Source organism: Lelliottia sp. F153, from assembly GCF_002870005.1.
Classification (GTDB): domain Bacteria; phylum Pseudomonadota; class Gammaproteobacteria; order Enterobacterales; family Enterobacteriaceae; genus Enterobacter; species Enterobacter nimipressuralis.
In genome coordinates, this window is sequence record NZ_PKFT01000006.1 from 100,106 (window position 1) to 114,189 (window position 14,084).

The window sequence follows — 14,084 nt, forward strand, 5'->3', positions numbered from 1 at the left end:
AGAAGGTAGCCAATGAAGAGTCAAGTAGTGAAGTTAAGGAAATATACGGCGGGAATTGTGTTTAGTATTCTTGGTCTGGTAGGGTTGCATCCTTTCGCAGCCTATGCGCAGGGTTCTTGTGAAGTGACACCAACGACTCAGATGAAAATGCTGCACACTATAGAAATTCCACATAATACACCGGTCAATACCGTTATATATTCGTCTTCATTTCAAAGACGTTATGTTGCCACATGCACTTCTGGTGGTTACCAAACTTTAACACTTTTGTCAACACTGTATTCCGGAAAGCCATCGAAGACTATCAATGGCGATACTGTTTTTCCGACTGCGATAACCGGTATCGGTGTTGCTGTGCGAGTTGACGGTAGACCATTAACTGGTACTATCTTAACTAACCACACTGAAACAAACCTGCAAACGCCTGATTTTACATATAAATTATATAAAACAGGTAACACCACCTCGCCTTCACAAACCTTTGGTGGTGATTTATTTTCATACCAGGTCGTAAGTTCCGCTGGAACTAAAGTTGCCGGCAACTACTCGCTCTCGGGGGGGCCGCTGAGTCTGACCCCGTGTAGTTTGGGTTATACCGGGACTCTTGGTGTTGATATGGGCACACTGTTTCCGGGTACGCTCAACGGAAAAGGTAACACGGCATCGCCTGTCAGTTTTAAGATCCCGTTAGATTGTGATGCCGGAACCCGGTTAAATATAAGTTTTGACGCGGCGTCGACAAAAGGAGACGGCATCATTGACCTGTCCAACAGTACTGCACGCGGTGTTGGGATAAAACTCATGTACAATGAGTCGGCGGTTAAATTTGGTCAGGATACCTATATTCAGACAACGCAAACAGGGGGAATATTCAATATTCCTTTGACCGCGGCCTATACACAGACAGAAAACGACATCACCCCAGGTACAGTGAGCGCTGTTGCTAATTTCACTGTTTCCTATGAATAATATTGCCCAGGGCAGAGTGATAATTACCCTTGAGGCCAACCAAAAACGTACGTAAAGTACGTTTTGAGCTAGAGTTATTTCCCATGGTAAAGCAATTAACGAATAATAATATCGCTTTAACAACGGTGTTTTTGTACGCGGAACACCTAAAACAGTGAGATTCGTCTGGTGGTAACCTTTGGGCATATTCTCACAGACAGCGCACTTTATTATATTTAACGAAGTCACCCGCGATTGAACGACATGGTGCCAGAAGAGCATTTTCAAAAATTGAACGTTCTAAAGGGACGAAATAAAGCTCTCGAAAATATTAATCATGAAAGGTATGTCAAGGAACGTCTTATGCTCTCTTTTAAAACAGAAAAGGTGGAAGCCGAACGACTGAAAATTTTTGATATGGTTATGCAAACCCAAAACCTGAGCCATGCCGCAGCGTCGTTGAATATATCCTACTCAAGTGTTCATCTGGCGATAAGAAAACTGCGGGTTTTATATAATGATTTGCTATTTATACACGATAAGAAAGCGATGGTGCCTACTGCTTTCGCCATTATGTTATATAATGAAATACAGGCATCGCTGTACAAGTCGCAGCCAAATAGCTTTATGAACAATGAAGAGCCAGACAATCTCCGTTTTGTTTTTTCCTGTGAATCACATATTGCTACCATCGTGACGCCCCTTGCTTTTCTGTCAATGCAGAATGTAGCACCATTCCCTTTGGTACATCTGCCTCTTCCGTCAACAGTACAGAATAAAAAGGATATCCTTCTTAATAATAAAGTGGATGTCATTTTAGATTATGCCCCTCTTGAGCATGAAGATATTTTCTCTAAACGGTTGTTCAAAGAGGACTATGTGATTGTTTGCAGCAATAATCATCCCAGACTGTTGAAGTCAATTAGCCATAAAGAGTTTTGTCAGGAGAAACATGCGGTTCAGACGTCACCGTCTGGTGTTGATACACAAACTAAATTTAGCAATGCGCATTGCGCACTGTTTAGCAGTCATAACTACCTTGATCTCCTGGCTATCGTTGAAGTCAGTGAATTGATTTGCGTTGTACCATTAAATATCTATCTGAAGTTAAACCTCGCCTTCAACATCAAAACATTAAGCTATAACTTCAAGTTGAACATTCAAAATACCAGCCTTTATATTAACTATCTGAAAGATCCCTTTCGTCCTGTCGAGAAAGCGTATTTGCTGGAAAAAATTAAGAAAATGAATTAAATGTTTTCGCAGCGTCAATATCATGCCCAAGGGTCTTCGCTGAGATCTGTACATTAACTTTTTTCCGGAAAATACCTTGTTGTTAGTTAATTATGTGAAAAATGTTATTGTTATGATGCAAAAAAAGTAAGTGTGATTGAGTATTTGTGGTAAGTCTATTAACTCTCCCTCGTGACATTTAGAAATCCCCAATGATTTTAGTGTGTTACCTTCCACTGTTTTAAAATAATTAACAGCATTAGTGCTCCTTCATAAGTCCTTAAGTATATCTCACTACATGGTTTAAGTTGCCAGGGATACTATTGTCATTCATTCAATTAATCTTAATTGAATATCCCTTTTACTTATTAAGTGTGGTTTTATGAAAAAGTTAAATACCTATCTTGTATCATTGTTATGCGTAGCGCCTTTATCGTCTTTTGCTGCGGATGGCGACATCACCTTCACCGGTAAAGTGACTGCATCGGCCTGTACCCTTAAGGGCTTTAACGGTATGGCGTCTACCTCTTCAGTGATGACACTGACGACCGTAAGCCCTAACTCCTTTAATGGCGCAGGGGGTTATGCAGGCATGAAGGACTTCACTATCAACCTGCAGGATTGTGATATCACCACCATGAAAAATGCCCGCGTGGCTTTCAGCGGCACGCCCGACACCCTCGATAACGAAATATTGAAGAACACCGAAACCAACGGCCCTGCTGATGGCGTGGGTGTTGCTATTTTAGAGAATGACGGCGTCTCGCTGGTTGATATTAACGGCGGTATGCCTTCTCAGTCCCAGGCATTAAGTGCGGGCGACACCGAGCTTAAATTTAAAGTGGCCTATAAAGCTAACTCGGCCACGCCGGCCGTCACCCCCGGTAATGTCAAAGCGAAAACCTTTGTCGATATTACCTATAATTAATCTCCCTGTTATTTAATTTATTTTCTGGTTAATCATTTGTGATGAAAAAGCAGGCCTCTTTTGAAAAGACATCATTCCTATTTAATAATGAAGGCTTTCATTTTAGCGTCTGCTTTAGTTTCATCTTATTCTCTGGCAGCAGCCAGTGACAGCGCCTTTGACGCTGACTTCCTGCGCAAAGATTCCCAGGAAATTCCCGAGCAATTTTATCACCCGGACCAGGTGGACGCGGGTGTCAAAACCGCCGATATCGTCCTTAATGGTCATATTCTGTTTAAAACCAAAGTTGAATTTATTGCCACCCGAGCCGGTGAGAGCGCCACGCCCTGTCTGACTCAGGCGCTGCTGCACCAGATGGGGCTGGACACGCATCTCGACGCACTGGCGAAAGCGGGGAATGAAACCTGTTACGACTTCCTCAAGAAATGGCCGGACGCCCTGATCACTTACGACGAGTCGATGCAGCAGCTGGTTATCAGCGCGCCGCAGGCGGCGACCAGCGTGGCCGGCCAGACCGAGATGATCGACCCGTCACTGTGGGATAACGGGGTCAATGCCCTGCGTCTGGGCTATTCAGGCTACGTGTATCACACCGACAACCACAGTGACGACTCTGGTTCGGGCAGCAGCGACAATGCCTACCTGAGCCTGAACTCCGGCGTAAACCTCGGGAGCTGGCGTTTCTACAGCTTTGATACGTTTAACAAATCTGACCTGGGCTGGGAGCAGAACCACGACCGCGCCTACGCCGAGCGGGATATTGCGGCGCTGGTTTCCCGTTTTACCGCCGGGGACGTGTATGCCAGCACCTCCAGCGACGTGCTGGGGATTTTACCCCTGCGGGGTGTGACGCTGGAGACCAACGCCCAGATGCTGCCGTCGGACACCTTTAACTACTCGCCGGTGATCCGCGGCGTGGCGCGCAGTAACGCCCGCATCGTTATCCGCCAGCGCGGCAACATTATCTACAGTGAAACCGTCGCCCCCGGCAGCTTCGCGATTAAAGATTTGAATAACGGTCAGATTGGGGCGGATTTAGACGTCACGGTGGAAGAGAGCGACGGCAGCAAACAGCAGTTCACGGTGCCGTACACCGCGCTGCCGAACATGCTGCGCCCCGGCACCTGGCGCTACAGCCTGAGCGCGGGCCGCTATCGCGATGACGGGCTTTCTTATCAGCCCCTCGTGGGGCAGGGCAGCCTGCAGTACGGCTGGGACCGGTTCACGCTGAGCGATTTGATTGTGGCGGGGGAAGGGTATCAGTCCATGGCCCTGAGCAGTGCGGTCAACCTCGGCGTGCTGGGCAGCGTGTCGCTCGACTGGGCGCTGGAGCGTCACCAGACGGCAACTGACAGCGACAGCACCGGGGACGAAGACATCAGTGACAACGGCCGCGCGCTGCGCCTGCTGTACGCCCGGCGTTTTGACAGCACCGACACCTCGTTGCAGGTGATGGGGTTTCGCTATCAGAGCAAAGATTTTATGGATTTCCCGGACTATGCCAGCTGGCGCTGGGGCGACAGCGACAGCCGCAGTCACCGCAAAAACGAAGTGCAGGCCACCCTTAACCAGGGGATGGGCGATTTTGGCAACGGCTATCTGACCCTGCAACAGGACAGCTACTACGACTCGGATGCGCGCGACACCTCCCTGACGCTGGGCTACAGCTTCATGATTAAATTTGTGAACGTCAGTCTGAACTACAGCTATCAGAAAAATTCCGACGCGGGTGACGATAGTGATGATGACCGCCAGTTCTCGCTTAACTTATCGATACCGCTCGATGCGGGCGACCGCAACAGCCGCACCCTGTCGGTGAGCACCAACAGCAGCAATCATGACAGCGGCTCGCAGATGGCGACCGTGTCCGGAACGGAGCTGGACAATGCCCTGAGCTATTCCGTGTCGGCCCAGCACGACAGCAGCGGGTATTCGCCCGCCGCGTCGATGGCGTATCGCAACAGCATGGTCAACATGAACGTCAGCGCCAGCACCAGCCGGGGCAGCAGCCAGTATTCGGCAGGCGCCTCCGGCGGCGTGGTCGCCTACGGTGACGGTCTCGTGCTCTCGCAGCAGCTGGGGGACACCATCGCGATTATCGAAACGCCGGGCGCCAGGGACATCAGCGTGGAAGGCCAGCCGGGGGTCTCGACCAACCGCTGGGGCCGTGCCGTGGTGCCGTCGGTGTCGGCCTATCGTGATAACCCGCTGTCGCTCGACACGCGTCACGCCGCCGACAACGTCGAGCTGATTGATGCCGGGCAGAACGTCATTCCGACCCACGGCGCCGTGGTTGTGCGCCGTTTTCAGACCAAAGTAGGACGCCGTGCGATCGTGATGTTATCACTCCCGGACGGCAAACCCGCCCCGTTTGGCGCCAGTGCGTGGCAGGAGAAGGAGCAGGTCGGCATGGTGGCCGATAACGGACTGTTGTACCTCAACGGCATTCTGGCCGACGGGAGCGCAACGCTGCATGTGGATCTGGGCAATCACGCTCAGTGCCAGTTCACATTACCGGATGCCGGCGGCCCTTCTGAGCCCTGGTACCAGCAAATTAATGCGGTTTGCCGCTAAGCAGAGAACATCATGAAATTCACTAAACTTGCCGTTCCCGCTCTGATGAGCCTCCTGTTACTGACGAATGCCGCCTCCGCGGCGGTGCGCCCGGCGCTGACCCGCGTGGTGGCCCTGGAAAGTGATAAAGAAACGTCGATTAAATTACTCAACGACGACACCACCCAGGACTACCTGGTTCAGTCGTGGGTGGAAGACCTGAAAGGCAGCGATAAAAACCTGCCGCTCATCCTCACGCCGCCGCTGTTTAAAATCGGGGCCGGGCGCGAAGGGAAGCTGCGTATGGTTATCCTGCCGGGCCGCATTCCGCAGGACCGGGAGTCGGTGTACTGGCTGTGGATCCAGGAAGTGCCGCCGGTCAGCAAAGTGAAAGGCAACCAGCTGCAGGTGGCGGTGCGCACGCGTCTGAAAATCTTCCTGCGCCCGACGACGCTGTCCGAAAAACCGGCTGAGACGGTCAGTAAACTGCAGTGGCAGGTGAGCCACGACGGCGGCAAAGCCTGGCTGGTAGTGAAAAACCCGACGCAGTATTACGCCAGCTTCTCTGAGCTTTCGGTCACGACTGGCGGCAGCGCGCAGCCCGTTGCGGATAAAAGGAGCATGGTACCGGCCAAAGGCGAAATGCGTTACGCGCTGCCGGCGGGCGTGAGCGGTAAAGCGGGCACGCTCAATTATTCGCTGATGAATGATTTCGGGGGGGAATCCCCGGTTCAGCATCAGTCCCTGACATTCTGACGGACAGCGATTATGAAACTCTTGTGTAGCCTGCTGTTGTGTCTGCTGCCTGCCTTCAGTTGGGCAGGGGCGTTGCACTGTGATATTGACACCGGGGGGGCGCTGCCGTTCGCCCCCTTTACCCGGGAAAACCCGATTGCGGTGGACGAAGAAACACCCGACTACACCGTCGTGCTGTCGCTGGACTACGCGCAGTTTCTGCCCAACATGCGCCTGTCCTGTACCTCGGACGGCCAGGACCTGGACGCCCCGGCGAATTTCGACGGCAACATCACCCTCAGCCTCAGCACGGTGAATGATAAGGCGCTGGACTGGACCGGAGAGGCGCAGACCACCAACAACGGCATCAAAATGAAGATGTACATCAAGGCGGTGTCGTTAAGCGAAGAGACCCCGCCGGACAGCTATCCGTCTGCCCGTATGGTGCTGGGGAAACGCCTCGGTGTGGAATACCCGATTATTAACGGGAAAGATGACTCCACGCTGGTGCAGTTTGGTGCCCAGTACAACGCCGGCAAAACCCTGTACCGGTTTGATAATAAATACAATTTCGCCATCGAATCGATGCGCGTGGAGCTGATTAAACTGGGCTGGGTGGATTACCGCTCAGAAGCGGTCATTCCGCCGGGGGCGCACCTCACGTTCTCCATTGACGGCCTGGGCGGCGCCTCAAGCGTGGACGTGCCGCTCGGATCGGGCGTCTATATGGCAGCGCCGTCGTGCTCGCTGGATAACAAACATCAGACTGTGGACCTGGGGGAATTTCGCAAAAGCAGCAGCGGTTCATTCCCGCGTGAAGGGAAGATGACCCGTTTTGGCATGGATTTTACCTGCAGCAGCTACACCAACAATGTCGAGTTTACCTTTGATGAGCCCTACACCGTCCTTGCCGGACGAGACACGATCTCGGCAGTCAGCGTGCAAAATGGTCAAAAGCTGAAAGGCCTCGAAGTGGGTCTCTATAACAGTGAAGGGAAAGTGGTGCGAATGGGCGTGAAGCAGAACATTGGTGTGGGGCAGAAAGGGAAAAATACGGCGTTTTTCCAGGCGGCGGCCATACAGACAGCCCCCGAGATAACCGACGCAAATGACAATACCTTTTCCGGGGATTTTACGGCAAAAGTGAATGTCACGATCACGTATTACTAGGGCAAAGGTTAGCGTTCATCACTTTCTACAATGATCGAATCCGAGAGAACCCTGTGCTGTTTTTAGATAAACAGCAGGGCTTTCCGGCTTCTTTATTTCTATCCCGCTCACAAAAAACGATCCTTTCGTTTGCTTGATTTTTCATCTTTGCCTATATGACTAGTCATGAAATTTAAATGACTAGTCATATAGGGAGAAACCATGAAGCAATCACTGCCAGCTAACTTTTTATGGGGTAACTCGGTTTCCAGTATGCAGACCGAGGGGGCGTGGAACGAGGGCGGAAAAGGGATGTCGGTGTATGACATTCGCGAAGCCGGGGAAAATGCCTCTGACTGGAAAGTCGCTACCGATTCGTATCATCGCTACCAGGAAGATTTCGACCTGATGCAGGATCTGGGCATGAACTGCTACCGCTTCCAGATCTCCTGGAGCCGTGTCTGCCCGCAGGGTGACGGCGAATTCAACGAAGAGGGCATCGCGTTTTACGATCGCTTTATCAACGATCTCATCGCGCGCGGCATTGAGCCGATGGTCTGCCTGTACCACTTCGACATGCCGCTGGCCCTGGCGCAGGAGTACAACGGGTTTAACGATCGCCGGGTGCTGGACGCGTTTGTGCGCTATGGCAAAAAGATGATCGACTGCTACGGCGACCGGGTGAAGTACTGGCTGACCTTTAACGAGCAGAACATTTTCCATATGCCGGAAGCGTTCAGAGTCTCAGGCTACATGAAGGGCGAGCAAACCCTGCGTGAACTCTACGAAATCCAGCATCATACGATGGTGGCGCACATGGCGCTGACGGAGTACCTGCACCAGGCCAAACCGGGGCAGTTGATGGGCGGCATGCTGGCGCATCAGCTGATCTATCCGGCCACCTGCAAACCGCGCGATATCTTCTGCGCTCAGCAGTACGACGAATTCCTCAACCAGAATCTGCTGCGCGTCTTTGCCGGTCAGGGCTACAGCCCGGCGGTGATGGCAGTGGTTGAACAGCAAGGATTTGGGGATATCTATCGTGAGGACGATTTGGCCCTGCTGGCGCGAACCAAAAACGACTTTATGGCGTTTAGCTACTACGCGAGTAAAACCCTCGACAGCGACCCGATTCCGGAAGGCACGCCGGTGAACTACTACCTGGCCCATGGCGAGAAGAACAATCCGTTCCTGAAAGCCACCGAATGGAACTGGCAAATCGATCCGCTCGGTTTTCGTACCATTATCACCCGCTATTACAACGACTGGCGTTTGCCGGTCTTCCCGATTGAAAACGGTATCGGGGTAATTGAGTCTTGGGACGGGGTGAATCCGATAGAAGATGATTACCGCATCGATTATCACCGCAAGCATTTCGAGGCGATGAAAGCGGCGATCTTTGAAGACGGCGCGCAGGTGGTAGGCTACCTCGGCTGGGGGTTGATCGACATTCTCAGCTCGCAGGGCGATATGCGTAAACGCTACGGCGTGGTGTACGTCAACCGTGAAAACCACGATCTCAAGGATCTGAAACGTGTGCCGAAAAAGAGCTACGCGTGGTTAAAACAGGCTATTCATAGCAACGGAAGCGAGCTGTAAGCCTTACGCTGCCGGACCGGTTTTTGTGACTGATTGATGGGAATATCCGCTATGTCTGATACAAAAATTACACCTGCGATGCAGTCGTTTGTCGACAGATTTGTTGAGTTCTCCGCGCGCCTGGCAAACCAGGTGCACTTACGTTCCTTACGCGACGCCTTCGCCACGGTAATGCCGATCTTCATCCTTGCCGGTCTCGCGGTGCTGGTGAATAACGTGGTGTTTCCGTGGGTGTTCGAAGGGGAAACGCTCGCCCACTTCAAGGTGTGGGGTGAGGCGATCATCAACGGCACGCTGAACATCGCGGCGTTGTTACTCGCCCCGATGATTGCCTGGTCGCTGGCGCGCAACAAAGATTTCGACAACCCGGTTTCGGCAGTGGTTATCGCCGTAAGCAGTTTTATCATTATGATGCCGATGCAGCTCCAGCTGGTGCCCATCGGCAGTCAGGCGCCGGTGAATGTCACCCAGGTGCTGACGTTCAGCAATATCGGCTCAACGGGCATATTTGCCGGGGTGCTGATTGGTCTGATTTCAACGGAAGTGTTTATTGCGATTTCGCGCCTGAAAGTGTTGCACATTTCGCTGGGCGAGAACGTCCCGCCTGCGGTGAGCAAATCCTTTACCGCGCTGATCCCGACGATCATCACGCTTTCCCTGTTCGCCATTCTGGCGGCGCTGCTGGCGAACGTGCTGCATACGGATCTGATTCACCTGATCACCCATTTTATCCAGCAGCCTCTCAGACTCATTAATACCAGTTTGCCCGGCACAATTTTTATCTACAGCTTCGGTAATTTCCTGTTTACGCTGGGTATTCACCAGTCGGTGGTGAACAGCGTGATTCTGGAACCGTTCCTGTTAATCAACACCAATGAGAACATGCTGGCCTTCGCCAACGGGCAGCCGATTCCGCATATCATCAATAACATTTTTGTCCCGACGTTCGGGATGATTGGCGGAACGGGCAGCACCATCTCGCTGCTGATCGCCATTTTTATCTTCTCACGGCAAAAATCGGCCAAACAGGTGGCGCGGCTGTCGCTGGCTCCGGGGCTGTTTAACATCAACGAACCGGTGATTTTCGGCCTGCCGATTGTCTTTAACCTGCCGCTGATGATTCCGTTTGTGCTGCTGCCAGCGATAGGGATTTACTTTGCCTGGCTGTGTACCACGCTCGGCCTGATGTCGCGCTGTGTGGTGATGATCCCCTGGACCACGCCGCCAATACTCAGCGCCTGGCTGGCGACGGCGGGGGACTGGCGGGCGGTGGTGGTTCAGTTGGCAATCATTGTATTTGGTGTATTCTTCTACCTGCCTTTCCTCAAGATTGCTGAGAGGGTGGCATTGAAAAACAGTGCGATAGCGGATTAATCATAAGGAAAAGGCGATGGCGGCGAAGTACATCACCATAGCGCGGGAAATTAAGAAACGCATTATTAGCCAGCAGTATGCCGCCAATGAACCGCTGCCGGACCAGTTTGCGCTGGCGGCGGAGTTCAGCACCAGCCGGATGACCATTCAGCAGGCGATGCGCCAGCTGATTGTGGAAGGGCTGGTCTATACGCGACAGGGGCAGGGGACGTTCATTCGTAAAAACTTCCTGCAGCTTTCCCAGTGGGATCTCTCCGGTAGCGACTATTTCGGCGCTACTAAAACCTGGGAACATCTGGGCACGGTGAGCAGTAAAGTGGTCCATTTCGAACTGCGCTTTCCGAACGAGAAAGAGCAGTCCTCCCTGATGATAAACGCCGATACGCCGATCTATGATTTTATTCGCCTGCGCAGCCTCAACGGTGAGCCGATGTCGCTCGATTCCACCGTCATGCCGCTGAATCTGGTGCCGGGGCTGAATAAAACCCATCTTGAAAGCTCGGTGTTCCAGTACGTGCAGGAGACGCTGGGGCTGAAAATTATGGGGTCATATCGGGTGGTGCGGGCGCTAAAACCGAACGCGCTGGATATGCAGCATCTGATCTGCGAGCAAACCGACCCGGTGCTGGAGGTGGAGCAGGTGATCTATCTGGAGGATGGCACGCCGCTGGAATACGCCCATTGCCACTACCGGTACGATCACGGTGGAATCGTCATCGTGAATAACGGGTAATAAAAAAGCGGGCTAAGCAGCCCGCTTTTTTGTTTGAAGCTGAGTCAATCAGTTCAGACGTACCGGCATACCGGAACGGTTCTGTACCGCCTGATCCACAACGGTGGATTCAACGTCGGCCTGGCTGGTGACAGCCTGCACGTTGCTCTTCAGGGTAATCGGCACGATCTCGTTATTGTTGATCTGATCTTCGCTGGTAGACAGCGGGTTGTGCACTTCGATATAGCGGCTGCCATCTGGCTCAGAGGTCGCTTTCACCGGTTCGTTGATGAACTGAACGCGGGTACCGACCGGCACATTCTCGAACAGGAACTTGATATCGTCGTTACGCAGACGCACACAGCCGTGGCTCACGCGCAGGCCGATACCGAAGTTGGCGTTGGTGCCGTGGATCGCATACAGACGACCAATGTACAGCGCGTACAGACCCATAGGGTTGTCCGGGCCGGCAGGAACAACGGCTGGCAGCGGCTCACCGGCAGCGATGTACTCGGCGTGCATCTTCGCGGTTGGCGTCCAGGTTGGGCCTGCTTTCTTACGTTCTACTTTGGTGGTCCAGTTCAGCGGGGTGTCTTTGCCCAGCTGACCGATACCAATCGGCAGAACGATCACGGTATTGGTGCCTTTCGGGTAGTAATACAGGCGCATTTCAGCGCTGTTGATCACGATACCTTCGTGGACGGTGTCCGGCAGGATCAGCTGCTGAGGAATGTTCAGCACGGTACCGGCTTTCGGCAGATACGGGTCAACGCCCGGGTTTGCTTCGAGCATGTTGGACAGGCCCAGCTGGTATTCAGCGGCGTAATATTCCAGCGGCTGGGAGTTGCCTTCCGGAACAATAACCACCTGGTTTTGACCCACCAGACGGCTACCGTCTGTCGGCAGCGGATAAGTCACCGCAGAAGCGGTATTGCAAAAACCTACTACGGCTAACGCCGCCGCAAAAAGCGTTGATAATTTCATATTCATGTTATGCGAGGTATCTTTGCCACTCTGGCGATTAGTTGATGAGTCTGAATCATTGATGGGAGCGCATTATATGTGCATTCCCTCGCGCATGGAATTCAGATGTGTACGAAATCACATTTTTTTCGATTTTGTTAAAGTTTAGTGGTTGGTTGCAACACGGGATTTCAATTCGGAATTGTGGCATAATGCCGTGTTTATCACACTTTTTCGCAGGAATCTCCCCGTGTTAGTTACCAGCAACGTCACTATGCAGTTTGGCAGTAAGCCGCTGTTCGAAAACATTTCCGTCAAATTTGGCGGCGGCAACCGTTACGGCCTGATTGGTGCCAACGGTAGCGGAAAATCCACCTACATGAAAATCCTCGGCGGCGATTTAGAGCCGACGCTCGGCAACGTGTCGCTCGATCCGAACGAGCGTATCGGTAAGCTGCGTCAGGACCAGTTCGCCTTCGAAGAGTTTACTGTGCTCGACACCGTGATCATGGGACACGGGGAACTGTGGGAAGTGAAGCAAGAGCGCGACCGCATCTACGGTCTGGCTGAAATGAGCGAAGAAGACGGCTATAAAGTGGCCGATCTCGAAGTGCTTTACGGCGAAATGGACGGTTACTCTGCCGAATCCCGTGCCGGTGAACTGCTGCTCGGCGTCGGTATTCCGGTTGAGCAACACTACGGCCTGATGAGCGAAGTCGCACCGGGCTGGAAACTGCGTGTGCTTCTGGCGCAGGCGCTGTTCTCAAACCCGGACATTCTGCTGCTCGATGAACCGACGAACAACCTGGACATCGACACCATCCGCTGGCTGGAGCAGACGCTGAACGATCGCGACAGCACCATGATCATCATTTCGCACGACCGTCACTTCCTGAACATGGTCTGCACCCACATGGCCGACCTGGACTACGGCGAGCTGCGCGTTTATCCGGGCAACTACGACGAGTACATGACGGCTGCCACCCAGGCGCGCGAGCGTCTGCTGTCTGACAACGCCAAGAAAAAAGCGCAGATTGCTGACCTGCAATCCTTCGTCAGCCGCTTCAGTGCTAACGCCTCTAAATCTCGTCAGGCGACGTCTCGTGCGCGTCAGATTGATAAAATTAAGCTGGACGAAGTGAAAGCCTCCAGCCGTCAGAACCCGTTCATTCGCTTCGAGCAGGACAAGAAACTGTTCCGTAACGCACTGGAAGTGGAAGCGCTGGCGAAAGGTTTTGATAACGGTCCGCTGTTCAAAAACTTCAATCTGCTGCTGGAAGTGGGCGAGAAGATTGCGGTACTGGGCGCAAACGGTGTGGGTAAATCAACCCTGCTGAAAACCCTGGTGGGTGAATTGGCGCCGGATAACGGTACCGTGAAGTGGTCTGAAAACGCCCAGCTCGGTTACTACGCGCAGGACCACGAATTTGAATTCGAAAACGATCTGACCGTCTTCGACTGGATGAGTCAGTGGAAGCAGGAAGGCGACGACGAGCAGGCCGTGCGCGGCATTCTGGGCCGTCTGCTCTTCAGCCAGGACGACATCAAAAAGCCTGCCAAAGTGCTCTCCGGTGGTGAAAAAGGTCGCATGCTGTTCGGTAAGCTGATGATGGAAAAACCTAACATCCTGATAATGGACGAACCAACTAACCACCTGGACATGGAATCTATCGAATCCCTGAACATGGCGCTGGAAATGTATCAGGGCACCCTGATCTTCGTCTCCCACGACCGTGAGTTCGTAAGCTCCCTGGCGACCCGCGTGATTGAAATCACACCGGAACGCATCGTGGACTTCACCGGTAATTATGAAGATTACCTGCGCAGCAAAGGCATCGAAGGCTAACCGGTCTATCAGGCAACAGCAAAACGGCAACCCAGGGGTTGCCG

The 14,084-nt window shown here is 52.7% G+C and carries 11 protein-coding genes; 10 read left to right on the forward strand and 1 reads right to left on the reverse strand.

All coding sequences use genetic code 11. From position 1 onward, the window contains the following. Window positions 1–12 precede the first annotated feature (12 nt). The 9 genes from F153LOC_RS14950 (at window position 13) to F153LOC_RS14990 (ending at window position 11,252) form a co-directional block, all read left to right on the forward strand. Complete coding sequence (locus F153LOC_RS14950; protein ID WP_102105193.1) at window positions 13–969, forward strand: fimbrial protein; 957 nt, start codon at window positions 13–15, stop codon at window positions 967–969. A gap of 342 nt (window positions 970–1,311) precedes the next feature. After that, a complete protein-coding gene (locus tag F153LOC_RS14955) occupies window positions 1,312–2,202 on the forward strand; it encodes a LysR family transcriptional regulator (protein WP_158238466.1) in 891 nt (296 codons plus the stop codon). Between the two features lie 361 nt (window positions 2,203–2,563). Beyond that, on the forward strand, window positions 2,564–3,109 hold the full coding sequence (locus F153LOC_RS14960) for a fimbrial protein (RefSeq protein ID WP_102105191.1): 546 nt from the start codon (window positions 2,564–2,566) through the stop codon (window positions 3,107–3,109). An 87-nt stretch (window positions 3,110–3,196) separates the two neighbouring features. Next, window positions 3,197–5,683, forward strand: a complete 2,487-nt coding sequence (locus F153LOC_RS14965) for a fimbria/pilus outer membrane usher protein (RefSeq protein WP_102105190.1) — start codon at window positions 3,197–3,199, stop codon at window positions 5,681–5,683. 12 nt (window positions 5,684–5,695) lie between these two features. After that, complete coding sequence (locus F153LOC_RS14970) at window positions 5,696–6,418, forward strand: molecular chaperone (RefSeq protein WP_232730984.1); 723 nt, start codon at window positions 5,696–5,698, stop codon at window positions 6,416–6,418. 12 nt (window positions 6,419–6,430) lie between these two features. After that, a complete protein-coding gene (locus F153LOC_RS14975) occupies window positions 6,431–7,567 on the forward strand; it encodes a fimbrial protein (RefSeq protein ID WP_233210366.1) in 1,137 nt (378 codons plus the stop codon). A gap of 201 nt (window positions 7,568–7,768) precedes the next feature. Next, complete coding sequence (locus F153LOC_RS14980) at window positions 7,769–9,145, forward strand: glycoside hydrolase family 1 protein (protein WP_102105189.1); 1,377 nt, start codon at window positions 7,769–7,771, stop codon at window positions 9,143–9,145. A gap of 51 nt (window positions 9,146–9,196) precedes the next feature. Further along, window positions 9,197–10,519, forward strand: a complete 1,323-nt coding sequence (locus F153LOC_RS14985) for a PTS sugar transporter subunit IIC (protein WP_102105188.1) — start codon at window positions 9,197–9,199, stop codon at window positions 10,517–10,519. 16 nt (window positions 10,520–10,535) lie between these two features. Next, entirely contained in the window at window positions 10,536–11,252 is a 717-nt protein-coding gene (locus tag F153LOC_RS14990) for a GntR family transcriptional regulator (protein ID WP_100777080.1), read from the forward strand. A 48-nt stretch (window positions 11,253–11,300) separates the two neighbouring features. Here the strand turns inward: F153LOC_RS14990 and ldtB are convergent, their stop codons facing one another. Continuing rightward, window positions 11,301–12,221: a L,D-transpeptidase gene (ldtB, locus tag F153LOC_RS14995; protein ID WP_102105187.1), complete on the reverse strand. Its 921-nt coding sequence runs from the start codon at window positions 12,219–12,221 to the stop codon at window positions 11,301–11,303. Window positions 12,222–12,444: 223 nt separating this feature from the next. Here ldtB and F153LOC_RS15000 point away from each other — a divergent pair, with 223 nt between their 5' ends. Then, on the forward strand, window positions 12,445–14,040 hold the full coding sequence (locus F153LOC_RS15000; protein WP_100777078.1) for an ABC-F family ATPase: 1,596 nt from the start codon (window positions 12,445–12,447) through the stop codon (window positions 14,038–14,040). The last annotated feature ends 44 nt before the right edge of the window (window positions 14,041–14,084 follow it).